Here is a 25243-nt window from a genome sequence, read left to right as displayed (position 1 = left end):
ACTGTCTCTTCAAAAATAGCGGCATTCTGCACCGCAAACCTCTCCGGGCGGCCTTCTGCCCGGCGGCAACCGTAACGCAGAGTGAACAGCCGCAAGGTCAGGGCGAGAATGTCAGGCAGACCGCCGTGCCGCCGCGGCTTCTGCGCCGGATGCGCAGCGTTCCTCCCAGTCGCGCCGCGCGTTCGCTCATGATGGTCAAGCCGTAATGCCCTTCAGGTTCTTCCAGACTGGCGATGCCGCAACCGTCGTCGGTAATGCTGAATACGTTGTCGCCTGCGGCGTTGACCTCGCAACACACCGCGATCTCGCTCGCTCCTGCGTGCTTGACGGCATTGAGCACCGCCTCGCGCACGATCTGCAGCGCGTGCACCTGCTGCTGGGCGTTGAGCGCCTGCGAGGGCAGCCGACAGTGTAACTGAATCCGGGCGGTGGTTAGCGCCTTTAATGGCTGCAGCAGTTGCTCCAGCGCGGCATTCAGATCCGCCTCCTGAATGTTGAGGCGGAAGGTGGCCAGTAATTCTCTCAGCTGGCGATAGGCATCGGCCAGCGTGCGATCGAAATCGTCGATAATCGTTTGCGCCGCCGGATTGTCGGCGGCGCGCCGGAGCAGCGTCAGCTGGATGCGCAGGAACGACAGCGTCTGCGCCAGCGAATCGTGCAGCTCGCGGGCGATGGTCCCACGTTCTTCCATCAACAGCAGATATTGGTGCTGCTTTTGCGCCCGGTTGAAGTAGACGCCGCGCCCCAGCATGTTGGCCAGGCTCTGCATCAGGTGAGGATGCGGCGGCTGCGCTTCGGGCTGCCATCGCAATTCACCCAGCAGTTTATCGCCTTGGGTGATCGGCAGCGCGCTCCAGGTTTGCGCCGGCGCCGGCTCTCCTTCGTTCAGTTGCCACTGGCCATGATCGTCCGCCACGTTCAACCGGATGCAGCGCAGTCGTTCGCTTTGGCGCACGATGCGCAGCACATTCTCGAATGCCTGCTGATCGATCTGGCGCACGCTCAGCGCCTGTGAACAGCGATACAGCACCTCCAGCGTTTCGTTGGCCTGCTGCAGGCGCCGGGTTTTTTCCTGCACTTTCAGTTCCAGCGACTGATAGAGCCGGGCCAGCTCGTCAGACATGGCGCTGAAGGTTTGCGACAGCACGCCGAGCTCGTTCGGCAGCGCCACGTCCAGCTGCGGGTGGCGAAAGTCGCGCTGTTGCACGCGCTGGCTGGCGTCGACCAGATGCTGCAGCGGCATGACCACCTGGCGGCGCATAAAGCGAATGCAAAACAGCACCAGACCGATGATGGCGGCGTAGCCCAGCACGCTGACGGCGGCCACCAGGGTGAGTTTCAACTCGGAATAACGCTGCAGAGCGGAAACAAAATGATCGACGCGGTTGACGTAGCCGGCGACCTCCGCCCGGTAGGCGGCCGCTTGCCCGTCACGGATCTGCCGCTCCATCGCTTGCCATGTTCGTTGCAGCGCCAGATAGTGGTTGCGCACCTCGGCCGGGACGTAAAAGCGCGCCAGCTTTTGCAGCGCCGGCGCCTGCAAAGATTGTCGGTACTGCTGCAGGTGCAGCTCCAGCTCCGGGCTCTGTCGATCGAGATCAAAGGCCAGGCGGTAGCTTTGCATGCGCAGCGAACCGGCAATGTTGATCGCCTCGGCATCGCTCTGGCTGCCGGCGACGGTCGTCAACGCCAACCCGGTGGCGAGCACCGACAGTATTACGATGCCGAACAGCGCCCTGGCCAGGCTGCCGGTCACGGAACGTTTAACAAGCAATCACGGAATCCTTTTCTCTCAGGTGAGGGCTGCGCCAGTTTCATTCGAAAGCAAAACTATAACTTTTGCAACTAAATTGCACCGCGATTTGTATCAAGTTGTCAACAAAACGGGAACAATTGTCGTCGTGTAATCAAATGAATAGCGAAATGCCCGCCGATGTTCAGCTGCAGCTCGGTTTCCACTGAGGATTTGTCTTTGCGGATGCGATTCGTCTGTCAGATTATGCGTCTGCCCACGATGTATTTTAAATCCTGGTTTGCCCGGAGAGGCGTTGTGATTTTTGTTGCAAATCGTCTGCTGCGGCGCAGCGTAATCGCGGTATGATTTTCACGTTGCAACTCAAGGAAAAAGGGTCATGTCGTCGAAAATTGAGAATGTGAAGAAAGAGCTGTTGTCGGACAACTGGTATGTGCTGCACAAGTACACGTTCGATCTGAAACGCAAAAACGGCGGTTCGGTGCAACAGATGCGCGAGGTTTACGATCGCGGCAACGGCGCCACCATTTTGCTGTACAACCGCGCCAAGGGCACGGTGGTGCTGACCAACCAGTTTCGCATGCCGACCTATGTCAACGGCAACGAAAGCGGCATGCTGCTCGAGGCCTGCGCCGGCCTGCTGGACGCCGATTCGCCGGAGCAGTGCGCGCGCCGCGAAGCGGTGGAAGAGACAGGTTTTCAGGTGGGCGAGATCAAGAAAATCTTCGAAGCCTACATGTCGCCGGGCGGCGTGACCGAGATCGTGCACTTCTTTATCGCCGAATACCATGACGATGAGCGGCGCGCGGCCGGCGGCGGCATTGAAGATGAAGATATCGAAGTGATCGAACTGCCGTTCAGCGAAGCGGTGGCGATGATCGCCGATGGCCGCATTAAAGACGGCAAGACCATCATGCTGCTGCAGTATTTGCAGATTCATCGGGTGATGGAATAAAAAAAGCCGGTCATGATGACCGGCTTTTTTATCGGCTGGCGCCAGGCCGCTTACTTCAGCAGCGCCTGCGCCTTCGCCACCACGTTGTCCACGGTGAAGCCGAACTCGGCGAACAGCTGCTCCGCCGGCGCCGACTCACCGAAGGTGGTCATGCCCACGATGGCGCCGTTCAGCCCCACGTACTTGTACCAGTAGTCCGCGATACCCGCTTCCACCGCCACACGCGCCGTCACCGCCGCCGGCAGCACCGACTCGCGGTACGCCGCATCCTGCTTGTCGAACGCGTCGGTCGACGGCATCGACACCACGCGCACCTTGCGGCCCGCCGCGGTCAGTTTGTCCGCCGCTTCCACCGTGATGCCCACTTCGGAGCCGGTGGCGATCAGGATAACGTCCGGCGTGCCCGCGCAGTCTTTCAGCACGTAGCCGCCGCGGTACACGTTCGCCAGCTGCTCTGCGGTGCGCGGCTGCTGGGTCAGGTTCTGGCGCGAGAACACCAGGGTGGTCGGGCCGTCGTTACGCTCGATGCCGTACTGCCACGCCACCGCCGATTCCACCTGGTCGCACGGGCGCCAGGTGCTCATGTTCGGGGTCACGCGCAGGCTCGCCAACTGCTCCACCGGCTGGTGAGTCGGGCCGTCTTCGCCCAGACCGATGGAGTCGTGGGTGTAGACGAACACATTGCGCAGCTTCATCAGCGCCGCCATGCGCACCGCGTTGCGGGCGTATTCCACGAACATCAGGAAGGTCGCCGAGTACGGCAGGAAGCCGCCGTGCAGCGCGATGCCGTTGGTGATGGCGGTCATGCCGAACTCGCGCACGCCGTAATGAATGTAGTTGCCCGCCGGGTCAACGTTCAGCGCTTTCGAGCCGGACCACATGGTCAGGTTGCTCGGCGCCAGGTCGGCGGAGCCGCCCAGGAACTCCGGCAGCACCTTGCCGAACGCTTCCAGCGCGTTCTGCGACGCCTTGCGGCTGGCGATGTTGGCCGGGTTGGCCTGCAGTTTTTCCACGAACGCTTTGGCGTCGGCTTTCCAGTCGGCCGGCAGCTCGCCGTTCATGCGGCGCTTGAACTCGGCGGCCAGTTCCGGGAAGGCCCTGGCGTAGGCGGCGAACTTGTCGTTCCAGGCCGCTTCTTTGGCCTGACCGGCTTCTTTGGCGTCCCACTGGGCGTAGATGTCCTGCGGGATTTCAAAGGCGGCGTATTTCCAGCCCAGCGCTTCGCGGGTGGCGGCCACTTCGGCGGCGCCCAGCGCGGCGCCGTGCACGTCATGGGTGCCGGCCTTGTTCGGCGAACCGAAACCGATAACGGTCTTGCACATCAGCAACGACGGCTTGTCGGTCACCTTGCGGGCTTCTTCAATCGCGGCCTTGATGGCGTCCGGGTTGTGGCCGTCGACGTTGCGCACCACGTGCCAGCCGTAGGCTTCGAAACGCAGGGCGGTGTCGTCGGTGAACCAGCCGTCGACGTGGCCGTCGATGGAGATGCCGTTGTCATCGTAGAAGGCGGTCAGCTTGCCGAGCTTGAGGGTGCCGGCCAGGGAGCAGACTTCGTGCGAGATGCCTTCCATCATGCAGCCGTCGCCCATGAAGGCGTAGGTGTGGTGGTCGACGATGTCGTGGCCGGGGCGGTTGAACTGCGCCGCCAGGGTGCGTTCGGCGATGGCGAAACCGACGGCGTTGGCGATGCCCTGGCCCAGCGGGCCGGTGGTGGTTTCAACGCCCGGGGTGTAACCGTACTCCGGGTGGCCCGGGGTTTTGGAATGCAGCTGACGGAAGTTTTCCAGCTCGCGCATCGGCAGGTCATAGCCGGTGAGGTGCAGGAGGCTGTAAATCAACATGGAGCCGTGGCCGTTGGAGAGCACGAAACGGTCGCGGTCAGCCCAGTGCGGGTTAGTCGGGTTGTGGTTGAGGTAGTCACGCCACAGGACTTCGGCGATGTCCGCCATGCCCATAGGGGCCCCCGGGTGGCCGGAATTTGCTTTTTGTACGGCGTCCATGCTGAGTGCGCGGATAGCGTTGGCAAGCTCTTTACGAGAAGACATAACGAAACTCCAGTGCGATTACAGTTGAGCGGCCAACATGTCTTCCAGCTTCTGCTGGTCGACGGCGAACAGGCGAATGCCTTCGGCGAGTTTTTCCACCGCCATGGCGTCCTGGTTGTGCAGCCAGCGGAACTCCGCTTCGGCCAGCGGAGCCGGTTGGTGGAAGCCCTCGGTAGACGGGGTCAGCTTGCGTTCGACCGGCTGCTCGCTGTTTTTCAGCTGTTCCAGCAGGTTTGGCGCGATGGTCAGGCGATCGCAGCCGGCCAGCGCCAGGATCTGCTCAACCTTGCGGAAGCTGGCGCCCATGATCACCGTCTGGTAACGATGACGCTTGTAGTATTCATAGATGGTGCGCACCGATTTCACGCCCGGATCCCGATCGGCGTCGTAGTCGGCGGCAGGCTGTTTGGCCTGGTACCAGTCATAGATGCGGCCGACGAACGGCGAGATCAGATACACGCCGGCTTCGGCGCAGGCGCGGGCCTGGGCGAAGGAGAACAGCAGCGTCAGGTTGGTGTTGATGCCTTCTTTTTCCAGCTCTTCGGCGGCTTTGATGCCTTCCCAGGTGGAAGCCAGTTTGATCAGGATGCGCGATTTGTCGATGCCTTGTTCTTGGTACATGGCGATCAGCTTGCGCGCTTTGGCGACGCACATGCCGCGGTCGAACGACAGGCGGGCGTCCACTTCGGTGGAAATGCGGCCCGGCACGCTTTTGAGGATCTCGACGCCGATATTGACCGCCAGCTTATCGCTGGCGTTGATCAGTTGGGTTTCCTTGCTGCCGCCCTGGCGGCGGGCATACTCCAACGCTTCGGTGATCAGCGCCTTGTACTGCGGCAGCGCGGCGGCTTTCAGGATCAGCGAAGGGTTGGTGGTGGCGTCCTGGGGTTCGAACTGGCGGATGGATTCGATATCGCCGCTGTCGGCGACCACCGTGGTCAGCTGCTTGAGTGCGTCTAATTGATTCATTGATAAGCTCCTTGACCAAGCTCAATGTAGGGAAATGAGAACCTTTTTCATCATAGGGGGAACACACTGCATCATCGGATCGAGAATGAAAATGCGCTTTTTCTGATTGTTGCGATGGATAATAACAATGAATGCCGAATAAACCCAGGCGGAACGCGGCTTGCGCGCGACCGCCATCGAGACGGCAGGCGGTTTAACGCCGTCCGGCCGCGTTTTCGTAATAGCCGATCCGCTCGACTTTCGGCGCCGATCCTCCCCCTTCAAACTCCGATTCCAGCCAGGCATCGACGATGGTTTTCGCCAGTTCGGCACCGATGACCCGCGCGCCCAGCGTGATGATCTGAGCATCATTGCTTTTGCGCGCCCGCTGGGCGGAGTAGGTATCGTGACATTGCGCCGCACGAATGCCGGGCACTTTATTGGCCACGATGCTCATACCGATGCCGGTGCCGCACAGCAGGATGCCCCGCCGATGTTTTTCCTCCCGTATCGCCTGCGCGACGCGATAGGCGATATCGGGATAGATCCCCGTTTCTGCGGCGCGATCCGTCGTGTAGTCAATGACGGGGATGTCCCGTTGTTGCAGGTGGGCAACGATCAGATCTTTCAGTTCAATGGCGGCATCATCGGCGCCGATGGCGATAGGCAGCATAGCGGTCTCCTGATTGGTAACGAAAAGGGTGGCGATCCTCGGTGGCGCCACGTTCATTACCGTATCCCTGTTTAATCAAATGTTCAATCTATGTTCTTTTGTTTTTTGCCTGGATTTTCAGTTTGCCACTGTAAAAGGTGATTTTAGTCACTAAAAAAGGGCTTTTAATCGTTAATCACTCTAGTGAAGACGGGTTTTTGAGCGATATCACACTTTGATAAGTTCACTGTGGGCAAATTGAATGCATGGCGTTAGTGTTCATTTGTTCTTTGTTTGTGTTAATGATCAAAAAAGTTTCCCTACCAGAGGAGAGTGCTATGTGTCAGACCTGCATAACAGAGGCGAAAATGGCGGCCGGTATCCCCGAGATCATGAAGGCGGTTGTGGCGTACGCCCCGAAAGATTACCGCCTGGAACAGGTGCCGGTACCGAAGATCGGCCCGAAAGAGATCCTGGTGAAGATCGAGGCCTGCGGCATCTGCGCCGGTGATGTTAAAGCGTTCGAAGGGGCGCCCAGCTTCTGGGGCGATGAAAAACAACCGGCGTACATCAAGGCGCCGATGATCCCCGGCCATGAATTTATCGGCCATGTCGTGGGGTACGGTGAAGGCGTCGAGGGCTTCAATCTCGGCGATCGCGTGATATCAGAACAAATCGTTCCCTGCTGGCAATGTCGCTTCTGCAACCGCGGTCAGTATTGGATGTGCGAAAAGCATGACCTGTACGGTTTCCAGAAAAACGTTAACGGCGGCATGGCCGAGTACATGAAGTTCACCAAAGAGGCGATTAACTATCATGTGCCGGCCGACCTGCCGATCGAAAAAGCCATTCTGATCGAACCCTATGCTTGCTCCTTCCATGCGGTGCAACGCGCCAATATCAAACTGGGCGATGTGGTGGTATTGGCCGGCGCCGGCACCCTGGGGCTGGGCATGATCGGGGCCATCAAGAAATCCGGGCCCTCGAAGCTGGTGGTGCTGGATCTGTCCGACGAACGTCTGGCCTTGGCGAAGCGCTTCGGCGCGGATGTGACGCTCAATCCCACCCGTGACGACGTGCCCGCCGCGGTTAAAGCGATGACCGAGGGCTACGGCTGCGACATCTACATCGAGGCGACCGGCGCACAGAAGTCCGTGGAACAGGGCCTGACGCTGATCCGCAAGCTCGGCACCTTCGTCGAATTTTCCGTGTTTAAGGATCCGGTGACCGTCGACTGGAGCATCATCAGCGACCGCAAGGAACTGGACGTGCTCGGTTCGCACCTCGGCCCTTACTGCTATCCGCTGGTGATCGAAGGCATCGCCAATGGCGATCTGCCGACCGAAGGCGTGGTGACGCATACGTTGCCGCTGGAACAGTTCGCCGAAGGTTTCGAGCTGATGAAGCGCGGTATCGGTTCAATCAAAGTGGTGCTTAATCCAAACCTCTGAAACCTGCGTCGTTCCTCGGGTGCGGGCGAGCCTGCGCCTCCATAATCACATGTGCTGGGGTGTTCTATGTTGCATGGACTGATTCATCGCATTGGTCTGTCACCGAAACTGCTGCTGGGCTATGCCGGCGTGTTGGTGTTCATGATGGGCGAAGGGCTGGAACAGGGCTGGCTGTCGCCGTATTTGATTGGCAAAGGGCTGAGCATTCAGGAATCGGCGCTGCTGTTCAGCGTTTATGGCTTTGCGGCCGCCATCGCCGCCTGGTTTTCCGGCGTGTTGGCGGAAATCTTTACCGCCCGGCGGGTGATGTTGGCCGGCCTGCTGCTGTTTCTGTTCGGTTCGGTGTGTTTTTTGACGTTCGGCCTGCCGAGCAACAACCTGGCGATCATGGTGCCGACCTATGCGCTGCGCGGCTTGGGTTATCCGTTGTTCGCCTACGGTTTTCTGGTGTGGGTGGCGTATGAGGCGCCGCCGGAAAGGCTGGGGTCGGCGGTGGGGATTTTCTGGTTCGTCTACAGCGGCGGGCTCAGCGTGCTGGGCGTGCTGTATTCCAGCATCATGCTGCCTTATCTCGGCGAGATCCACACGCTGTGGAGCGCGCTGATTTTCGTCGTGCTGGGCGCGGTGATTGCGCTGATGCTCAATCGCGACGACGGCGCGGCACAGAGCGGCAACCGGGAAAAAGCGTCGCTGGGTTATGTCTTGAAGGGCATCACCATCGCGTTTGAAAACCCGAAGATTGGCCTGGGCGGCATCGTGCGCACCATTAATACCTCTGCGGCTTACGGCTTCGTCGTATTCATGCCCATGTACATGATGGATATGGGGTTCACCCGCACGCATTGGCTGCAGATGTACGCCGCGCTGTGGACGGTCAACATCATTTTCAACCTGATTTTCGGCGTGATCAGCGACGGGCTCGGCTGGCGCAATGTGGTGATGTGGTTTGGCTGCGTCGGCTGTGCCTTGACCACGCTGATGTTCTACTACGTGCCGCAATTCTTCGGCGCCAACTACCTGCTGACCGTTTGCGCCGCCGGGTTGTTCGGCGCCTGCCTGGCGGCGTTCGTGCCGCTGTCGGCCATCATGCCGTCGCTGGCGCCGGACAATAAGGGTGCGGCGATGTCGATTCTCAATCTGGGGGCCGGCCTGAGCACCTTTGTCGGCCCGGCGGTGGTGGGGCTGTTTATCGGCAGTCTCGGCACCGTTGGCGTGATCTGGATCTTTACCGGTTTGTACCTGTTCAGCGGCGTGCTGATGAAATTTGTCACGCTGCCGAAAGAAAGCGCGACGGCGCAGGAAGAACGCGGCGCGAGTTTGGCGAAAATATCCTGACCGAGGGTGAAGTTCACAGTTTTAAGGGGAAATTTATGATTAATCATCAAACTACGGCGCCGCGCGAGCTCTCGCTGCAGGGCAAGGTGGCGTTGATTACCGGTGGCGCTGCGGGGATCGGTCTCGCTATTGCCGAACGCTATCTGCAAAACGGCGCGCGCGTGGCGCTGCTCGATCGGGCGCCGCAGGTTGCGGAAGTGGCGCGACAGCTGGGCGCCGAGGCGGCGGTGGGCGTCGTGGCCGACGTCACCGATGCCGCGTCGGTGGAGCGGGCGATAGCGCAGATTGAGGCGCATTTCGGGCGGCTGGACGTGCTGGTCAACAGCGCCGGCATCGTCGCGCTGCATCCGGCCGAGGAGTTGCCGGAAACGGCGTGGGATGCAACCCTGGCGGTCAATCTGAAAGGCGTGTTTCTTACCTGCCAGGCGGTGGGGCGCCGTTTCATTCGCCAGCGCGGCGGCAGCATCATCAATCTCGCCTCGCAGGCCGGGGTGGTGGCTTTGCCTAATCACCTGGCCTATTGCGCCAGCAAGGCGGGCGTAATCGGTCTGACCCAGGTGTTGGCGCTGGAGTGGGGGCCGCACAACGTGCGGGTCAACGCCATTTCGCCCACCGTGGTTTTGACGGAGCTGGGCCGTAAGGCCTGGTCAGGCGAGGTGGCGGAACAAATGAAGCAGAAAATCCCGCTGCGGCGTTTCGCCGAGCCGCAAGATATCGCCGCCAGCGCCCTGTTTTTGGCCGGCGACGCGGCGGCGATGATCACCGGCGCCAACCTGGTGGTCGACGGCGGTTACACCATTCAATAATTTCTTATTCAGGCGACAGAGAGGCCGCGATGAACAGAATCATTAACGATCCCGATCACGTAGTGGAAGACGCCATTCAGGGCTACAGGCTGGCCCACCCGAACTATTATGCCGCCACCGACAATGCGCGGGTGTTGAAATATCCGCCTGCGCCGATCGCCGGCAAAGTGGGCATCGTCACCGGCGGCGGTTCCGGCCACGAGCCGGCGTTCCTGGGGTATGTCGGCAAAAACATGTTGGATGCCGTCGCGATTGGCGAGATTTTTTCATCGCCTACGGCGGGGGCTTTTCTCGACGCTTTCAAGGCGGCGGACAGCGGTGCGGGCGTCGCTTGCCTGTACGGCAACTACGCCGGCGACAACATGAACGTCAAGATGGCGATCAAGAAGGCCACGGCGGCCGGCATACGGGTGAAAACCGTGGTGGCCAACGATGATGTCGCCTCGGCGCCGGCCAGTGAGATCGATAAACGGCGCGGCGTGGCCGGCGAAATTCTGATGTGGAAGGTCGGCGCGGCGGCGGCGGCCAAGGGATACGATCTGGACGGCGTGATCGGCGCGGCGCAAAAGGCCATCGACCGGTGTCGTTCGATCGGCGTCGGCCTCAGTTCCTGCACCATTCCCGCGGTCGGCAAACCCAATTTTCATATCGAAGACGGCAAGATGGAGATCGGCATCGGCCATCACGGCGAACCGGGCATTGAGGTATCGCCGATCCAATCGGCGTCGGCGATGGCCGGCACCATGCTCGATTTCGTGCTCAACGACATGCCGCTGGAACAGGGGCAGGAGGTGGCGTTGCTGATCTCCGGGCTTGGCGCCACGCCGGTGATGGAGCTGTATATCTATTATGCCGAAATAGAGCGTCGGTTGACGGCGAAAGGCGTGCGGGTGCATCGGCGCTACGTCGGCAATTACTTCACTTCGCTGGAAATGATGGGCGTGACGCTGACGCTGATGACGCTGGATGACGAACTGAAAACGCTGCTGGACATGCCGGCGCAATCTTTAGGCTTAACCCAGGTGGAGTGAATCATGACGGAACAAATTTCAACCCGGTACGGCAGTGAGATCGTTACGGGGCTGATAGAAACCATTGTCAGCAACCGCGAGTATCTGAGCGAAATCGACGGCGCCATCGGCGACGGTGACCACGGCATTAATATGTCGAAGGGATTCGCGATGTGCGGCGATGCCATTCGCGGCCGCGAGCTCACGCTGGCGCAGGCGTTCGATGCGGTATCGGATGCGCTGATGGAGGGCATCGGCGGTTCGATGGGGCCGCTGTACGGCAGCCTGTTCATGGGCATGGCGGAGAGCGTCCGTGAGCGCAGCGTGCTGGACAAGCAGGCATTTTTGGCGATGTTGCACGGCGGGTTGCGCGAACTGCAGGACATCAGCAGCGCGGGCGTGGGCGACAAGTGTCTGATGGATACGCTGATACCGGCGGTGGCGGCATTTGAGCAGGCGGTGGGGCGCGGTGACGACTTCGCCGCTGCGCTGGAACAAATGAAAATCGCCGCAGAGCGCGGGCGGGACTCCACCCGCGAGCTGGTGGCGAAAATCGGCCGCGCCAGCCGTCTGGGCGAGCGTTCGCGCGGCGTACTGGACGCCGGCGCGGTATCTTGCTGCCTGCTCTTGACCCGATTGGCGGACGAGGTGGAGCAACGACTGAATACCGTTGCCGCCTGAACGCGTTATACTAGCGGGCATTCAGCCTTGTCGGAGGGGCGTGTATCGTCCCTCCGCCATCATCAACCGGCCTGCCGTGGGGAAACGTCTAACGGATGGAAAAACAAACTGTGTCCCAGGATAACGAACTGCTGACCGAAATCGCCGTTGCTTATTATCAGGATGAGATCACGCAGGAAGAGATCGCCAAAAAGTTCGGTATCTCACGGATCAAAGTCGGTCGTTTGCTCAAGCGCGCCAAGGAAGAAGGCATCGTCGAGATCAACGTGCGTTATCACCCGGTATTCAGCACCCGGCTGGAACAGCAGATGATGGAACGTTTTCCCATCAGCCGCGCGTTGATCGCGCTCGACCATCAGGACGAAGAGGAACAGCGTCGGCAGGTGGCGGCGCTGGTGTCCAATTATCTGGCGATGTCGCTGAAAGACGATATGGTGTTGGCGGTCGGCCAGGGACGCAACGTGGCGGCGATCGCCGATCATGTCGGCAGCGTGACGGAACGCAACTGCAAGTTCATCTGCGGCATCGGCGGCACCCACCGTCCGGGCGACGCGATCAACGCCGACCATATCAGCCGGCGTCTGGCGAAGAAGTTCGGCGGCAGCAGCGAGACGCTCTATGCGCCGGCCTACGTCGAAAATCGCGCGCTGAAAGACGCCTTCATGCAGAACGGCACGATCAAGGAAACGCTGGATCGTGCGCGTAAGGCCGATGTGGCGTTAGTCGGCATTGGCGACATGAATGAAAACAGTTATATGGTGAAATTGGGGTGGTTTACGCCGCACGAGATTATCGACGCCAGCCTTAATCAGGGCGTGATCGGCGACATCGCCGGCTATGATTTTTTCAATGCTCAGGGGCAGCATGTCGACACGGTGATGAATGACAGAGTGATCGGGCTGAGCATTGATGAGCTGCGCAAAATCCCTTGCGTGATCGCCATTGCTTCCGAGAATACCAAGGCGCTGGCGATTTTGGGCGCTTTGCGCACCGGCGCCATCGACATTATCGCCACCAGCGCGCTCAATGTGCGCACTATCCTCAACATGTCGCAATAGCGGCACCCGCAAAAAAGGGTTCAGCGCCAGGCTGAACCCTCAACGATCTCCTCATTTGACCGATTATTTGCTCAGGTTGACGTCGATCGCCTGATAGAAGGCGTTAGCGGTGTCGGCTATGTCCCACACGGCAAGGATCACGTGCGAACCGCTGCGATCTGCCGGTATGTTGCACTGGTGGGTGACCTGTGCGGCAGGGATGGCGCCGCCGTCGTTGAACTGGCAGAACGGCGTCAGGTCAAAGGAAGCGCGGGTCAGCGGCTGCGAAGCGTCCCAGTTCGGCTTGGTGATGAAATAGCGCCAGCTGGTGGTGCTGTGACGGGCGGTCAGCTTCCAGGTAAAGGAGTTCGGGCCGGTTTTCAGGTTGAGCTTGTTCCAGCGCGTCGGCGTTTGCTGATCCAGTTCGAAGAAGGTGGACTTGTCGGCGCTGGCGATATGGCCGTCAGCCGGGCCGGCCTGCGGGAAGCCTTTCAGGCCTTCGACGCTCTGCGGTTCATACTGCACGCTGCCGCACTGCGTGTTGAGCTGCAGTTTGCACTGATAGGCGCGGCTGGCCGGCGATTCGACATAACCGTGAGCATTCGCCTGTTGCGAAACGCCGAACATGGCCGCGCTCAGCAGGCCCAGAGAGAGCAGGGTACGGGAAGTTTTGTTCATAAGTCACTCCTGACTGAAATTATGTTGTAAGTTGAGCGTATTTCACCGACAAAATGAGAGACTAATAACGCAATTGGAAATAACCATTTCTGTCGGCTTGTTTTATTTTTACCATTCTGGTTTGGCCGTAGATCGGAATGTTTTACCGGCTATTAACGAAAAATATTATGATGACAATCTTTGATCGTTAGGCCGAATTTATTTAACTGTCACAGTGTAAAAGCACGGCGCTATGATGAAATTTATATCAAGTAGTGATGAATAGTATTTAAGATAGCGCTCTCATTTATGAAGTATATTGCTTGTTGCGTTGAGTACCCTTGTTTGATTTGATCGATTTTTGTGCGCCACCACCTTGGGAATTTAGTGTCATTTTCTTATTTTATTTTAAAGAGGAATTTGTATGACTAGATTATCCCTGGACGCGATTAAAATAATCAGCACCATCAAGAACACCGGATCTTTCTCTATGGCGGCGGAGGCGCTGCATAAAACGCCTTCGGCGATCTCTTATCGGGTTTCCAATATTGAAAGCAAACTCTGCGTGAAACTTTTTCATCGCAATGGCCCCATGATTACCCTGACGGATGAAGGGGAATTTCTCCTGCAGGAAGGCAGTTGGATTTTAAATGCGGTGCAGGATCTGGAAAGCCGGGTGCGCAACATCCCCAAGCTGGACAATAATATCCGCCTGGCGGTAGATACCTTCTTCCCGCTGGAAACGCTGACGCAGGATATCCGCGACTATATTCAACATTGCCCGAACGCCAATATCTCGGTGCAGCGGGAAGCGTTGAACGGCACCTGGGATGCGCTGAAGAACAACCGGGCGGATCTGATCATCGCCATCGGCCAAATCCCCGACAGCGTGCAGGCCAAAACCCTGATGCTCGGCAAGCTCAATTTCGTGCTGTGCGTATCGCCTTCCCACCCATTCGCGGCGCAGAGAAAGCCGGTATGCAAGAAGCAGCGGTTGAACGACATCGTGGTCGCGATCGCCGACAGCAGCCATGAGCTGCCCAAACGCAATCACGGTACGCTGCCCTTGCAGCGTCAACTGGTGGTGTGCGATGTGGAAAGCAACCTGGCGCTGCTCAAGCGCGGCATCGGCCATGCTTTTCTGCCGCCTGCGCTGATCGAAAAGGAACTGGCCAGCGGCGAACTGGTGACGGTGCCGGTGGAGATGCAAAAGGGCGACGAAATGATTTGGCTGGCGTGGCACCCGGCTAGCAAGGGCGCCGGGTTTAACTGGTGGCATGAGCGGCTGACGCGCAAAAGCGATGTCTACAGCCTGATGGGCCGCGAAGTGGTGCGGGATGGCGGTTATCCATGGTGCCACAACTGAAGGAATAGAGACGAAGGGACGCGAAAATCAAACGGTTAACTCAATGAAAACCCCGCAGCATTCGGCTACGGGGTTTTTTTATGGTTTACGCTACGCGGCCCACCTTCAGCCAGGCGCTGTCTGAACCCGGCGCAGAGGTGATGTAACCCCACTTGGTCTGCCAGACGTAGCCCTGGTAGGACACCAGCGCGCCCTGCGCGTAAGTGGTGCCCGGCACATAGGCCGGCGCGGTCATGATAGGCAGGTTGCCGGGGCCGACGCCGGTGTAGCGCAGCCCGGTGCCCATATCCAGCTGGCTGTCGTCGTAGTCCGCGGCGTTGAAATAGCGATCCAGCGCGGCCAGCAGATCGCCGTTGCGGTTGTCTTGCCCCAGATGCCAGAACATCACGCCGCCCAGCTGCTGCTGCTTGATGTACTTCGCTTTGTATTTGAAGCTCTCGGCATCGTCATAGGTGACGAACAGCCCGTTCTGCGCATGATACAGATAAGGGGTTTTGGTCTTGTCGTTCCACAACCGCTGATAGCCGTAGTTGCCCTGCAGCATCTGCTCCAGCTGGCGATAGGAGGCGATGCGCGGATCCTTGTCGCGCACGCACTCTTCGCAGCCCACCAGCCAGTAGTCGGTGCTCGGATACGGATCTTCGCCCGGCGTGCTGTGGCTGCTGTATTGCCCGCCGTTGCCGCCGCTGACGCCCTTGAAGGCGCGGCCGTAGAAGGGCACGCCCATGACGATTTTGGCGCTCGGCACGCCTTCCATCATCAGGTGCTGCTGCACCGCGGCGTCGACCGTCAGGCTGAACGGGCTGGGGAAGGCGCGGGTCAGCTCTTCCCAGCTCCAGCCCAGATTGGCTTCGCGCAGCGCGTTGTAGAAGGTCGGCCCGGCCGCATCGCCGAACAGCGCCGCCTGGTGGTTGGTTACCTTCTCCCAGGGGCCGGCCAGATCGTAGGTCATCAGGTTGATGTAATCGAGCGGCGCGACGATCTGCGCCAGCTTGCTGTAATAGCGCGACAGGAAGAAGGCGCCGCCGGCGCCGGCGATGGTCAACTGATACGGCAACGCCTGGCGGCCGTCCGTGATGGTTTGCTGGTTCAGCAAGGTGCGGATCTCCTGCAGCGCGGCGATGAAACCGTCCACTTCCGCCGCTTGCGGGTATTCCCAGTCGATGTCCACGCCGTCGAAGCCGTAATCCTTCATGATGCGCACGCAGGATTGGGCGAACTTGGCGCGCGACGCCGGGGTTTTCACCGCGTTGACGTAGTTGGCGTGCGACACGCCCAGATCGTTGGAGTAGTACCAGCCGCCGATGGAGAACATGATGCGCAGGCTGGGGTTATGCGCTTTGAGCGCGGTCAAACGGTTGACCACATCGCGCGCCTTGGCGTCGTTGGTGGCCGGATCCCAGGCGCATTCCAGGTTGCTGTTGATATCCAGGAACGAGAAGTTAATGTGCGTCAGCTGTTTGGCTTTGGCCGGCGTGATGTTGGAAACCGGGAACGGCACGATAGAGGTATCGGACTCGGTGTAATTATTGATTTGGTTGGTTGGAATAAAATAATACCCAATAACGGCTTTGCGTGTGGACATGGCATTTCTCCAGAGTGGATGTTTTTATGATGGGGAAGTATTTCCCACCGACATTAATGTTTATTTTTCGTAAAAACAAAAGTCGAAATAAATCACCATAAGAATGAATTTTTTATTCACTGCCGCCTGTCTTGGCGTTTATGTGTTGTGCCAACGTTCAGCGTGAATGAATTCGACCATAGGGCCTGTATTTATTCATTTGCTTTGTAATAGCATCCTTAACTAGATTCTGATTATCCGATGTCCCACCGGCCGTGATTGGCATTTAATTAAAAATAAAAAGGAGATGAGCTATGTCCAGCATAGAGCCTGACGCTGTTGGCTTAATAGTCCAGCGAGTATGTGAATATCTTCAGCCGGTATTGAACGCCATTCTGGCCGGCGTGATGGCGCTATTACATGGCGCCTACCGCAACGTGGGCATTCGGCGACGCTTATTGAATGCGGCGATGTGCGCGTTATTGGCCTGGACGGTGCGCGATGCGCTGGCGTTGATGGGCCTGGAATTAAAGTGGGCGAATTTGGCCAGCGTACTGATTGGTTTTATGGGGGCGGATTACATCAACGCCTTAATTAAAAAATTCATCGGCAAAAAGACGGGGTTTAAAAATGTTAAATGACATTGAAGATATTCGTTTTACCGCCCGCAGCGAAGAGAACCTGCGCGGCGTGCACCCGGATCTGGTGCGCGTTATTCGCCTGGCGCTGCGTTATTCGCTGGTGCCGTTTTCCGTCAGCGAGGGGCTGCGCAGCATGGCGCGCCAGCGGGAAATGGTGCGCGCCGGCAGCAGCCAAACGCTGCGCAGTCGCCACCTGACCGGGCACGCGGTGGACGTGGTGGCGATGCCGGCGGGCGTGGTCTCCTGGGAGTGGGATTACTACGCGCAAATTGCGGTGGCGGTGCGGCGCGCGGCGCGTGAATGCGGCATCAACGTCGAATGGGGCGGCGAATGGAAAACTCTCAAGGACGGCCCGCACTTCCAGCTGGCGTTTCGGGACTACCCGGCATGAGCGGCTGGCTGCAGAAACTGATGCAGGGCGGGTTGCTGCTGCTGTTGCTGGCGGCCATCTGCCTCGGCGGCTACAGCTCGCTGTTGTCGCACCAGTTGGCGTCCGCGCGGCAACAGGCGGCGGAATTGCAAAAAAGCCTGGCGCAGCAGGCGGGGCTTATCGCCACCTTGCAGACACAGGACGCGCAAAACCGCGCGCTGATGGCGGCGCAGCAGCGGCAGGAACAGCAGCTGCGCCAGCAACACGAGGCTTATCAGAGGAAATACCGTGAAGCGATTAAAAACGATCCCTGCGCCGCTCGGCCTCTGCCTGGCACTGTGCTTGAGCTCCTGCGCCCGGCCACCGGCGCCGCAGGCCATGCCGCTGTTGCCCCCTGAGTCGGTGTTCGCTCCCTGTGAGCAGCCGCAGTTGCAGGGGGAGACCTGGGGCGATGCGGTGAGCTATGCCCTGGCATTACAAACCTCGTTACACATTTGCGCCGGCCAGGTGGAGACGCTCAACGCCTGGCGCGTCACGCTGCCGCCGCGCTGACGGCGGCGTTTCTCTGCTCGTCCCGCAGGCCTTCTTTTTTTACTTTTAAAACGCTCTTTCGACCAAGGTTATGGCGCGCTTCAAAGTTTGTGATGTTTCTCTCACTATACTTCAAGGCTGTGCCCTGTCATTGTAATTGGGCGCCATGGCCCACGGCAGGGCGCAGCCTCAAAGCCTTACCTCAACATAAAAGCAAAAAACAAAGGAATCCATAATGGACGAACAGCTCAAACAGAGTGCCCTTGATTTCCATCAGTTTCCTGTCCCAGGGAAGATCCAGGTTTCCCCTACCAAACCGTTGGCGACTCAGCGCGATCTGGCGCTGGCCTATTCGCCGGGCGTCGCCGCGCCTTGCCTCGAGATCGCCGAAGATCCGCTGGCGGCCTACAAATACACCGCGCGCGGCAACCTGGTGGCGGTGATTTCCAACGGCACGGCGGTACTGGGTCTGGGCAATATCGGCGCGTTGGCCGGTAAGCCGGTGATGGAAGGCAAGGGCGTTTTGTTCAAGAAGTTTTCCGGTATCGATGTATTTGATATCGAAGTGGATGAGCATAACCCTGACAAGTTAATCGACATTATCGCCGCGCTGGAACCGACCTTCGGCGGCATCAACCTGGAAGACATCAAGGCGCCGGAGTGTTTCTACATCGAACAGAAACTGCGTGAGCGCATGAAGATCCCGGTGTTCCACGACGACCAGCACGGCACGGCGATCATTACCACCGCCGCGGTGCTCAACGGCCTGCGCGTGGTGAAGAAGAACATCTCCGACGTGCGTTTGGTGGTGTCCGGCGCCGGCGCGGCGTCCATCGCCTGCCTGAACCTGCTGGTGGCGCTGGGGCTGCGTCAGCAGAACATCACCGTCTGCGACTCGAAGGGCGTCATTTATAAAGGCCGCGACGCCAACATGGAGCAGACCAAGGCCGCCTACGCCATCGAGGATAACGGCCAGCGCACGTTGGGCGACGCCATCCCGAACGCCGACATCTTCCTCGGCTGCTCCGGCCCGGGCGTCCTGACGCAGGATATGGTGAAAACCATGGCGCGCGATCCGCTGATCATGGCGCTGGCCAACCCGGAACCGGAAATTCTGCCGCCGCTGGCCAAAGCGGTGCGCCCGGACGCCATCATCTGTACCGGCCGTTCCGACTACCCGAACCAGGTGAACAACGTCCTGTGCTTCCCGTTCATTTTCCGCGGCGCGCTGGACGTGGGCGCCACCACCATCAACGAAGAGATGAAGCTGGCCTGCGTGCACGCCATCGCCGATCTGGCGCTGGCGGAGCAGAGCGACGTGGTGGCTTCCGCGTATGACGATCAGGATCTCTCCTTCGGGCCGGAATACATCATTCCGAAACCGTTCGATCCGCGTCTGATCGTCAAGATCGCGCCGGCGGTGGCCAAGGCGGCGATGGATTCCGGCGTGGCGACGCGCCCGATCGAAGACTTCGACGCCTATGTGGAGAAGCTGGCGGAGTTCGTCTACAAAACCAACCTGTTCATGAAACCGATCTTCTCGCAGGCGCGCAAAGAGATGAAGCGGGTGGTGCTGGCGGAAGGCGAGGAAGAGCGCGTGCTGCACGCCACGCAGGAGCTGGTGTCGCAGGGGCTGGCTTTCCCGATCCTGGTCGGCCGGCCGAGCGTGATCGAGATGCGCCTGAAAAAGCTGGGCCTGCAGCTGACGCCGGGCAAAGATTTCGAAGTGGTGAACAACGAGTCGGATCCGCGCTTCAACGAATACTGGGGCGAGTACTACCAGATCATGAAACGCCGCGGTGTTTCGCAAGAGCAGGCGCGCCGCGCGGTGATCGGCAACCCGACGCTGATCGCCGCCATCATGCTGCACCGCGGCGAAGCGGATGCGATGATCTGCGGCACCATCGGCAGCTACCACGAGCATTACGACGTGGTGAAGAACGTGTTCGGCTTCCGTGAAGGCGCGCACGTCGCCGGCGCGATGAACGCGCTGCTGCTGCCGAGCGGCAACACCTTCATCGCCGACACCTACGTCAACGACGATCCGACGCCGGAACAGCTGGCGGAGATCACCCTGATGGCGGCGGAAACCGTGCGCCGCTTCGGCATTGAGCCGAAGGTGGCGCTGCTGTCTCACTCCAGCTTCGGCTCGTCTGACTGCCCGGCGGCGCGCAAGATGCGCAAAACGCTGGAGCTGGTGAACGAGCTGGCGCCGGAGCTGGAGATCGACGGCGAAATGCACGGCGACGCCGCGCTGGTGGAAAGCATCCGTCACGATCTGATGCCGGACAGCCCGCTGAAAGGCTCGGCCAACCTGCTGATCATGCCGAACATGGAAGCGGCGCGCATCAGTTACAACCTGCTGCGCGTCTCCTGCTCGGAAGGGGTGACCGTCGGGCCGGTGCTGATGGGGGTCGCCAAGCCGGTGCACATCCTGACGCCGATCGCCTCGGTGCGCCGCATCGTCAACATGGTGGCGCTGGCGGTGGTGGAAGCCCAGACCGAACCGCTGTAAGGCCGGGATGAATGACTGGCCCCCTGCGCCGTAGGCGCCGGGGGCTTTTTTATTTCCAGCGGACGCGGTACAAATAATCGTCAAATATGTACATGTACAGGTAAAGAAAATGACTACGATTAGCTACACGGCGGCGAGAAACAATTTGGCCGAGGTGCTTTTGGAAGCGCAAAAACAGCCGGTGGAAGTGACGCGCCGCGGACACGATGAGGTTTACATCATCAGTAAGGCCGACTATGAGGTTTTGGTCAAAGCCAAAGTGAAAGCGCGCATTCAGGCTAAACACGCGGATACGATTAAGGCGCTGGCCAATAGTTGATCTTTTTGACCGCAGAGGATATTGCGGAATTCAATGCTGAAATTGTGCCTCACGGCCGCCAGGAAGGCAGCAAGGTTGAGGCTGTAGCCAACCGCGTGCTCAATGCTTACCACTATGAGAACGTCACCGACGTTTACCGTTTGGCCGCGTTCTATCTCATCGCCATCAGCCACGGTCACATTTTTCTTGATGGCAATAAGCGCACGGCCTTCCAAAGCATGGCGCTATTTCTCGGTATTAATGGCATTGCACTGCGGGAAGACGCAGAACTGGTCGAAATTACGGTTGAAGCAGCCCAAGGCCGCCTCAACGTTGAACATTTACGCCGGCTAACCGAATAACCTCCTTTCTCATTTCTTGTAGCGCGCGGCGATGGCGCGGATATCCTGCGGGGTGGTGCGGCAACAGCCGCCGATCAATTGCGCGCCGAGCGCGCGCCACTCTGTCGCCCGATCGGCCAGGCTGCCGTGTTCGCCGCCGCAGGCGTGCCAGGTTTTGCTCACCGCATCGTAATGCTCGCCGGAGTTCGGGTAGACCAGCAGCGGTTTGTCGGCCAGCGCGCTCAGCTGACGCAGCGCCGGGGCGACCTTGTCCAACGCGATGCAGTTGATGCCGATCGCCAGCACCTGCGGGTTGCCGCGCAGTGCGGACATGACCTCCGTCAGCGGCGTGCCGTCACTGAGGTGTTGGCTGTCGCGCAGGGTGAAGGCGAACCAGGCGCCGAGCGTCGGGAACTCCTGCAGCAGCGTCAGCAGCGCCTGCAGTTCAGCGAACGACGGCAGCGTTTCGCAGGCCAGCAGATCGACGCCGGCGGCGGCCAGCGCGGCGAGGCGCGGGCGGTGGAAGGCAATGAAGTCATCCTGCGCCAGCCGATAGTCGCCGCGGTATTCCGAGCCGTCGGCCAGATAGGCGCCGTACGGGCCTACCGAACCGGCGATCAGCAGCGGCGCGGCCTGCGGGTGTTCGGCCAGATAATCGCGGCGCGCGCGTTGCGCCAGCTGCACGCTTTTGGCGATCAGCGCCAGCGACCGATCCTGATCCAGGCCGCGACGCAAAAAGCCCTGCGGCGTGGCCTGATAGCTGGCGGTGATGGCGCATTGAGCGCCGGCGTTGAAATAATCGAGATGCACCTGATAGATAAGCTCGGGATTTTCAATCAGCACCTTGGCCGACCACAGCGGATCGGTCAGATCGCAGCCGCGCGCTTCCAGTTCGGTGGCCAGCGCGCCGTCCAGGATCAGCGTCGGCTGTTCGGCCAGCAGGCGGGCGACGGGGTTGTTAACCGACATGTTGTTCTCCCAAAGCATTTTTTTGCCCGGCGCGCCGGGTCAGGAAATAGGTGAGGTAGCACAGGGCGACGAACGGCAGCCCGCAGTAGAGCGCAATGCGCTGCTCCGGATCGAACGCCAGCCCGATACAGGCCAGCAGGCACAACGCAAAGCCGAGGATCGGCGTCAATGGATAGCCGGGGGCGCGGTATTTCAGGCCGCTTATCGGCTGGCCGCTGCGCAGATAGGCGCGGCGGAAAGCATAGTGGGCGGTGCAGATGCTCAGCCACACCGCCACCACCGCAAAGCCTGAGATCGCCGACAGGGCGACGAACACCGTGTCCGGTGCGATCACGCTGGTCAGCAGCGCCAGCACGCCGCCGAGCATGCTGAAGGTCAGGGCGTTGATCGGAATGCCGCGTGTATTGACGCGCGCAAAGTAGGCCGGCAGGGTGCGCTGGTGGGCCAGCGACCACAGCATGCGCCCCGAAGCGTACAGGCCGGAGTTGGCCGCCGAGAGGATGGCGGTCAGGATCACGAAGTTGAAGATATCGGCGGCGTAAGGCACGCCGATGCGTTCAAACACCAGCACGAACGGGCTTTTGACGATCCCCGCCTGATCCATCGGGATCAACGCCGCCAGCACGAAGACCGTGCCGATAAAGAACAGCATCAGGCGGATCACCGTGGTGCGGATCGCCAGCGGCACGACTTTCTCCGGGTTCTCGGTTTCACCGGCGGCGATGCCGATCAGCTCCGTGCCGGAGAAGGCAAAGTTCACCGCCACCATGGTCATCAGGATCGGCAGCGTGCCGTGCGGCAGCCAGCCGGAAGCGGTCAGGTTATGCAGGAACGGCGCCGGCGTGCCGTCTTTCATCGGCAGCAGGCCGAACATGGCGGCGCCGCCCAGAATGATGAACGCCAGAATGGTCACCACTTTGATCAGCGAAAACCAGAATTCGCTTTCGGCAAAAAAACGGGTGGTCACGACGTTGAGCAGGAAAATCGCCGCGCAGAAGATCAGGCACCACAGCCACACCGGCGACTGCGGGAACCAGTACTGCATGCAGAATCCGGCGGCGGTCAGGCTGGAGCCCAGCGCCACCGTCCAGGTGAGCCAATACAGCCAGGCGACGGCATAGCCGGTGGCCGGCCCCAGATAGCGCGAAGCGTAGACGTGAAAGGCGCCGGTTTCCGGCATCGCCACCGACAGCTCACCCAGGCACAGCATCACCAGGTACACCACCAGCGCGCCGATCAGGTAGGCCAGCAGGGTGCCGAGCGCCCCGGTGGTAGAGATGATATAACCGGTGTTGAAAAACAGCCCGGTGCCGATCACGCCGCCCAGCGACAACATCACCAGGTGCCGGGCCTTCATGCTGCGTTTGAACTGCCCTGCGGCGGGCGCCGATGCGTGCATAATAATCTATCCGTATAGACGTCTAAATATCTGAATGGCTATTGGTTATACCCGTAATGCCTTTTTAACGCAATGCGCCACCGGCGATCGCCGCGTAAAAAAATCGTTAAGTCGGATCTATATGCAAATGATAATTATTATCTATAATATCGCCATTTTCGCTAATGGGGCAACATGATGAGATATCTGATTTTATTGGCGGCCTTGGCGCTCGGCGCCTGCAGCCAAACGCCGGTGAAGGCGCCGGCCAATGACGTCGCGAGTTTGGGGAGCATCACCGATCTGCACAGCGGCGCGAGCCTGACGCCGGAGCAGCTGTTGACGCGATTGGCGCAGCAGCCGCGGGTGATCGTCGGGGAAAAACATGACAATCCTTACCACCATCAGGTTGAGCAATGGCTGGTGCAGCAACTGCCGCAGCGGCGGCCGCAGGGCAGCGTGCTGATGGAGATGATCAACCCGAACCAGCAGGCGCAGGTGGACAAAGTCAAGCAGTGGCTGCAGAGCGACCCCACAGTGCGTGACGGCCGCGTGGCGGAGCTGATCGCCTGGCAGCCGGGCTGGAAGTGGGAACTGTATGGCGGGGTGACGATGGCGGCGATGCGCGCGCCATTCCCGCTGTGGTCAGCCAACCTGGATCGCAGCGAGATTACGGCGTTCTATCAGCAGCCGCAGTTCCCGGCGGGGCAGCTATCGGCGCAGCCGGCGGTGCGCAAGGCGTTGGAAGAGACCATCCGCACTTCGCACGGCGGCAAGATTGAGGCCGACCAACTGCACGCGATGTTGGCGATCCAGCAGCAGCGCGATCGGCGCATGGCGGAACGTTTGCTGGCGGCGCCCACGCCCGCGCTGTTGATCGCCGGCGGCTATCACGCCGCCAAATCGGTGGGCGTGCCGCTGCACGTGCGGGATCTGCAACCGGCGGCGGCGCCGACGGTGCTGATGCTGGCGGAGCCGGGCGTACAGGTCGATGCGAACACGGCGGACTACCTGTGGATCACACCATCAGTGAAATGAATACGTTAAGGCAGTGAAAAGGGGTGTTAATTATAGTTGCAAATGATTATCATTAGTAAATGTGATCTGAAATCATTCGCAATTAAGCAAGCTAATGCCCCTATGTTAAGTCAGTCTTATTCCCTTCCGGCCTTTGAGCTGCCGCAGCCGCGCTGGGCGCGCGGCCTGCTGCTCGCCCTGGCGGCGCACGCGGCGTTGGTGCTGCTGTTTTATTGGCCGCAGACGGCGCTGGAGCCGGTGGCGCTGCCGCCGCCGGCGGTGATGATGAGCTGGGCGGCGCAGATTGAAGCGCCGGAAAGCAAACCGCTGCCGCTGGGCATGCAGCAGGCGGAGTCCGCCGCGGCGCAGCCCGCTGAGCAGCAGCAACAGCCGGATCTGCCCAAGCTGGCGCGCGCCGATAAAGCGAAAATCGTGACGGCGCAGCAGAAGCGGGCCGAACGCCGTCCGCCGCAAAAAACGCAGCCGAAGCCGCAGGAACAGGCCAAAGAGACGCGCAACGCCGCCGCGTCCAACGCCGCCGCACCGCAGGCGCAGACGCTCTCTCACCAAACCGCCGCCCCGATCAACAGCGACGCCAACAGCAGCGCGCAGGCCAAGCTGTCGTGGGAGAGTCTGGTGAAGGGCAAACTGAACCGCATCAAAGAGTATCCCCCGGATGCCCGCAACCGCCGGCGTAGCGGCATGCCGCTGGTCAGTTTTAGCGTCGACGCGCACGGGCGGGTGTCGAACGTGACTCTGCAGATCCGTTCCGGCACCGCGTCGCTGGATCGGGAAGCGGTAGCGGTGGTGTCGCGCGCGCAGCCGTTGCCGCCGCCGCCGCCGGAGATGCTGCAGCAGGGGGCCGTCAGGGTAAGGATGCCGATCGATTTCAATCTGGCGGAGCTGAACGCCCGCCGTTAATG

General features: G+C 60.0%; 25 protein-coding genes. 17 read left to right on the top strand and 8 right to left on the bottom strand.

The annotated features are described in order from the left end of the window. Nucleotides 1-97: 97 nt before the first annotated feature. Nucleotides 98-1774 carry a nitrate/nitrite two-component system sensor histidine kinase NarQ gene (narQ, locus tag WFM45_RS13890; protein ID WP_306403633.1) on the bottom strand — a complete coding sequence of 559 codons (1677 nt, stop codon included), beginning with the start codon at nucleotides 1772-1774 and terminating at the stop codon, nucleotides 98-100. Nucleotides 1775-2132: 358 nt separating this feature from the next. Between narQ and nudK the strand changes: the two genes are divergently transcribed. After that, entirely contained in the window at nucleotides 2133-2708 is a 576-nt protein-coding gene (gene nudK, locus WFM45_RS13885) for a GDP-mannose pyrophosphatase NudK (RefSeq protein WP_060560031.1), read from the top strand. Nucleotides 2709-2758: 50 nt separating this feature from the next. On the opposite strand, the gene tkt is transcribed toward nudK, so the two are convergent. The 3 genes from tkt to rpiB all read right to left on the bottom strand — a co-directional run bounded on the left by tkt (nucleotide 2759) and on the right by rpiB (nucleotide 6374). After that, nucleotides 2759-4753 (bottom strand): transketolase, encoded by a 1995-nt coding sequence (gene tkt, locus WFM45_RS13880; RefSeq protein ID WP_033632127.1) that lies wholly within the window; start codon nucleotides 4751-4753, stop codon nucleotides 2759-2761. 18 nt (nucleotides 4754-4771) lie between these two features. Further along, nucleotides 4772-5722 (bottom strand): transaldolase, encoded by a 951-nt coding sequence (tal, locus tag WFM45_RS13875; protein WP_033632416.1) that lies wholly within the window; start codon nucleotides 5720-5722, stop codon nucleotides 4772-4774. 193 nt (nucleotides 5723-5915) lie between these two features. After that, nucleotides 5916-6374 carry a ribose 5-phosphate isomerase B gene (rpiB, locus tag WFM45_RS13870; protein ID WP_004936593.1) on the bottom strand — a complete coding sequence of 153 codons (459 nt, stop codon included), beginning with the start codon at nucleotides 6372-6374 and terminating at the stop codon, nucleotides 5916-5918. 317 nt (nucleotides 6375-6691) lie between these two features. On the opposite strand from rpiB, the gene WFM45_RS13865 reads away from it, so the two are divergent. From WFM45_RS13865 to WFM45_RS13840, 6 genes are all read left to right on the top strand, one after another. Next, nucleotides 6692-7804 carry an erythritol/L-threitol dehydrogenase gene (locus WFM45_RS13865; RefSeq protein ID WP_004936590.1) on the top strand — a complete coding sequence of 371 codons (1113 nt, stop codon included), beginning with the start codon at nucleotides 6692-6694 and terminating at the stop codon, nucleotides 7802-7804. Between the two features lie 66 nt (nucleotides 7805-7870). Beyond that, nucleotides 7871-9139 carry an MFS transporter gene (locus tag WFM45_RS13860; RefSeq protein WP_004936588.1) on the top strand — a complete coding sequence of 423 codons (1269 nt, stop codon included), beginning with the start codon at nucleotides 7871-7873 and terminating at the stop codon, nucleotides 9137-9139. A 35-nt stretch (nucleotides 9140-9174) separates the two neighbouring features. Further along, entirely contained in the window at nucleotides 9175-9945 is a 771-nt protein-coding gene (locus WFM45_RS13855) for an SDR family oxidoreductase (protein WP_336956084.1), read from the top strand. Nucleotides 9946-9974: 29 nt separating this feature from the next. Next, entirely contained in the window at nucleotides 9975-10976 is a 1002-nt protein-coding gene (locus WFM45_RS13850) for a dihydroxyacetone kinase subunit DhaK (RefSeq protein ID WP_004936581.1), read from the top strand. 3 nt (nucleotides 10977-10979) lie between these two features. Continuing rightward, entirely contained in the window at nucleotides 10980-11636 is a 657-nt protein-coding gene (dhaL, locus tag WFM45_RS13845; protein ID WP_004936578.1) for a dihydroxyacetone kinase subunit DhaL, read from the top strand. 95 nt (nucleotides 11637-11731) lie between these two features. After that, nucleotides 11732-12694, top strand: a complete 963-nt coding sequence (locus WFM45_RS13840; protein ID WP_004936575.1) for a sugar-binding transcriptional regulator — start codon at nucleotides 11732-11734, stop codon at nucleotides 12692-12694. Nucleotides 12695-12757: 63 nt separating this feature from the next. On the opposite strand, the gene WFM45_RS13835 is transcribed toward WFM45_RS13840, so the two are convergent. Then, nucleotides 12758-13351 carry a lytic polysaccharide monooxygenase gene (locus WFM45_RS13835; RefSeq protein WP_004936574.1) on the bottom strand — a complete coding sequence of 198 codons (594 nt, stop codon included), beginning with the start codon at nucleotides 13349-13351 and terminating at the stop codon, nucleotides 12758-12760. A gap of 403 nt (nucleotides 13352-13754) precedes the next feature. Here WFM45_RS13835 and WFM45_RS13830 point away from each other — a divergent pair, with 403 nt between their 5' ends. Beyond that, a complete protein-coding gene (locus tag WFM45_RS13830) occupies nucleotides 13755-14696 on the top strand; it encodes a LysR family transcriptional regulator (RefSeq protein ID WP_031300578.1) in 942 nt (313 codons plus the stop codon). 85 nt (nucleotides 14697-14781) lie between these two features. Here the strand turns inward: WFM45_RS13830 and WFM45_RS13825 are convergent, their stop codons facing one another. Beyond that, nucleotides 14782-16281, bottom strand: a complete 1500-nt coding sequence (locus WFM45_RS13825) for a glycosyl hydrolase family 18 protein (protein WP_060560025.1) — start codon at nucleotides 16279-16281, stop codon at nucleotides 14782-14784. Between the two features lie 293 nt (nucleotides 16282-16574). Here WFM45_RS13825 and WFM45_RS13820 point away from each other — a divergent pair, with 293 nt between their 5' ends. From WFM45_RS13820 to WFM45_RS13790, 7 genes are all read left to right on the top strand, one after another. Continuing rightward, nucleotides 16575-16901, top strand: a complete 327-nt coding sequence (locus WFM45_RS13820; protein WP_004936551.1) for a phage holin, lambda family — start codon at nucleotides 16575-16577, stop codon at nucleotides 16899-16901. After that, complete coding sequence (locus WFM45_RS13815; RefSeq protein ID WP_060560024.1) at nucleotides 16891-17292, top strand: M15 family metallopeptidase; 402 nt, start codon at nucleotides 16891-16893, stop codon at nucleotides 17290-17292. The genes WFM45_RS13820 and WFM45_RS13815 overlap by 11 nt, the downstream gene beginning before the upstream one ends. Continuing rightward, nucleotides 17289-17669, top strand: a complete 381-nt coding sequence (locus tag WFM45_RS13810; protein ID WP_033632420.1) for a DUF2570 family protein — start codon at nucleotides 17289-17291, stop codon at nucleotides 17667-17669. The genes WFM45_RS13815 and WFM45_RS13810 overlap by 4 nt, the downstream gene beginning before the upstream one ends. Then, the gene (gene lysC, locus WFM45_RS13805; RefSeq protein ID WP_176222036.1) at nucleotides 17650-17823 is read left to right on the top strand and encodes an Rz1-like lysis system protein LysC; all 174 of its coding nucleotides are present in this window, start codon (nucleotides 17650-17652) and stop codon (nucleotides 17821-17823) included. Before WFM45_RS13810 ends, lysC begins: the two co-directional genes overlap by 20 nt. A gap of 214 nt (nucleotides 17824-18037) precedes the next feature. Continuing rightward, on the top strand, nucleotides 18038-20317 hold the full coding sequence (maeB, locus tag WFM45_RS13800) for an NADP-dependent oxaloacetate-decarboxylating malate dehydrogenase (protein WP_004936542.1): 2280 nt from the start codon (nucleotides 18038-18040) through the stop codon (nucleotides 20315-20317). Between the two features lie 109 nt (nucleotides 20318-20426). Then, nucleotides 20427-20636 (top strand): type II toxin-antitoxin system Phd/YefM family antitoxin, encoded by a 210-nt coding sequence (locus tag WFM45_RS13795; protein ID WP_336956077.1) that lies wholly within the window; start codon nucleotides 20427-20429, stop codon nucleotides 20634-20636. Further along, nucleotides 20633-20977, top strand: coding sequence for a type II toxin-antitoxin system death-on-curing family toxin (locus tag WFM45_RS13790; RefSeq protein ID WP_048324671.1), 345 nt, complete (start codon nucleotides 20633-20635; stop codon nucleotides 20975-20977). Before WFM45_RS13795 ends, WFM45_RS13790 begins: the two co-directional genes overlap by 4 nt. A 9-nt stretch (nucleotides 20978-20986) precedes the next feature. Here the strand turns inward: WFM45_RS13790 and mmuM are convergent, their stop codons facing one another. Together mmuM and mmuP are read right to left on the bottom strand one after the other, a co-directional pair. Then, complete coding sequence (gene mmuM / locus WFM45_RS13785; protein WP_048324670.1) at nucleotides 20987-21925, bottom strand: homocysteine S-methyltransferase; 939 nt, start codon at nucleotides 21923-21925, stop codon at nucleotides 20987-20989. Beyond that, nucleotides 21915-23324 carry an S-methylmethionine permease gene (mmuP, locus tag WFM45_RS13780; RefSeq protein WP_336956074.1) on the bottom strand — a complete coding sequence of 470 codons (1410 nt, stop codon included), beginning with the start codon at nucleotides 23322-23324 and terminating at the stop codon, nucleotides 21915-21917. Before mmuP ends, mmuM begins: the two co-directional genes overlap by 11 nt. Before the next feature lie 177 nt (nucleotides 23325-23501). Here mmuP and WFM45_RS13775 point away from each other — a divergent pair, with 177 nt between their 5' ends. Together WFM45_RS13775 and WFM45_RS13770 are read left to right on the top strand one after the other, a co-directional pair. Beyond that, nucleotides 23502-24341: a ChaN family lipoprotein gene (locus tag WFM45_RS13775; protein WP_088382070.1), complete on the top strand. Its 840-nt coding sequence runs from the start codon at nucleotides 23502-23504 to the stop codon at nucleotides 24339-24341. Nucleotides 24342-24443: 102 nt separating this feature from the next. After that, on the top strand, nucleotides 24444-25241 hold the full coding sequence (locus WFM45_RS13770) for an energy transducer TonB family protein (RefSeq protein ID WP_060560020.1): 798 nt from the start codon (nucleotides 24444-24446) through the stop codon (nucleotides 25239-25241). Nucleotides 25242-25243: the final 2 nt, after the last annotated feature.

The organism is Serratia sp. KG1D (assembly GCF_037150675.1).
GTDB classification, from domain to species: Bacteria; Pseudomonadota; Gammaproteobacteria; order Enterobacterales; family Enterobacteriaceae; genus Serratia; species Serratia nematodiphila.
The sequence above is the reverse complement of the archived record's forward strand: the minus strand, read 5'-3'. Positions and strand labels throughout refer to the sequence as shown.

Coding starts and splice junctions, on each gene's coding strand:
- WFM45_RS13850 (WP_004936581.1), top strand. CDS start 9,975: ATGAACAGAATCATTAACGATCCCGATCACGTAGTGGAAGACGCCATT.
- WFM45_RS13795 (WP_336956077.1), top strand. CDS start 20,427: ATGACTACGATTAGCTACACGGCGGCGAGAAACAATTTGGCCGAGGTG.
- WFM45_RS13865 (WP_004936590.1), top strand. CDS start 6,692: ATGTGTCAGACCTGCATAACAGAGGCGAAAATGGCGGCCGGTATCCCC.
- mmuP (WP_336956074.1), bottom strand. CDS start 23,324: ATGCACGCATCGGCGCCCGCCGCAGGGCAGTTCAAACGCAGCATGAAG.
- WFM45_RS13840 (WP_004936575.1), top strand. CDS start 11,732: ATGGAAAAACAAACTGTGTCCCAGGATAACGAACTGCTGACCGAAATC.
- mmuM (WP_048324670.1), bottom strand. CDS start 21,925: ATGTCGGTTAACAACCCCGTCGCCCGCCTGCTGGCCGAACAGCCGACG.
- WFM45_RS13825 (WP_060560025.1), bottom strand. CDS start 16,281: ATGTCCACACGCAAAGCCGTTATTGGGTATTATTTTATTCCAACCAAC.
- WFM45_RS13830 (WP_031300578.1), top strand. CDS start 13,755: ATGACTAGATTATCCCTGGACGCGATTAAAATAATCAGCACCATCAAG.
- WFM45_RS13820 (WP_004936551.1), top strand. CDS start 16,575: ATGTCCAGCATAGAGCCTGACGCTGTTGGCTTAATAGTCCAGCGAGTA.
- tal (WP_033632416.1), bottom strand. CDS start 5,722: ATGAATCAATTAGACGCACTCAAGCAGCTGACCACGGTGGTCGCCGAC.
- dhaL (WP_004936578.1), top strand. CDS start 10,980: ATGACGGAACAAATTTCAACCCGGTACGGCAGTGAGATCGTTACGGGG.
- WFM45_RS13775 (WP_088382070.1), top strand. CDS start 23,502: ATGAGATATCTGATTTTATTGGCGGCCTTGGCGCTCGGCGCCTGCAGC.
- WFM45_RS13860 (WP_004936588.1), top strand. CDS start 7,871: ATGTTGCATGGACTGATTCATCGCATTGGTCTGTCACCGAAACTGCTG.
- WFM45_RS13815 (WP_060560024.1), top strand. CDS start 16,891: ATGTTAAATGACATTGAAGATATTCGTTTTACCGCCCGCAGCGAAGAG.
- WFM45_RS13810 (WP_033632420.1), top strand. CDS start 17,289: ATGAGCGGCTGGCTGCAGAAACTGATGCAGGGCGGGTTGCTGCTGCTG.
- lysC (WP_176222036.1), top strand. CDS start 17,650: ATGCCGCTGTTGCCCCCTGAGTCGGTGTTCGCTCCCTGTGAGCAGCCG.
- tkt (WP_033632127.1), bottom strand. CDS start 4,753: ATGTCTTCTCGTAAAGAGCTTGCCAACGCTATCCGCGCACTCAGCATG.
- nudK (WP_060560031.1), top strand. CDS start 2,133: ATGTCGTCGAAAATTGAGAATGTGAAGAAAGAGCTGTTGTCGGACAAC.
- maeB (WP_004936542.1), top strand. CDS start 18,038: ATGGACGAACAGCTCAAACAGAGTGCCCTTGATTTCCATCAGTTTCCT.
- WFM45_RS13770 (WP_060560020.1), top strand. CDS start 24,444: ATGTTAAGTCAGTCTTATTCCCTTCCGGCCTTTGAGCTGCCGCAGCCG.
- WFM45_RS13835 (WP_004936574.1), bottom strand. CDS start 13,351: ATGAACAAAACTTCCCGTACCCTGCTCTCTCTGGGCCTGCTGAGCGCG.
- WFM45_RS13855 (WP_336956084.1), top strand. CDS start 9,175: ATGATTAATCATCAAACTACGGCGCCGCGCGAGCTCTCGCTGCAGGGC.
- rpiB (WP_004936593.1), bottom strand. CDS start 6,374: ATGCTGCCTATCGCCATCGGCGCCGATGATGCCGCCATTGAACTGAAA.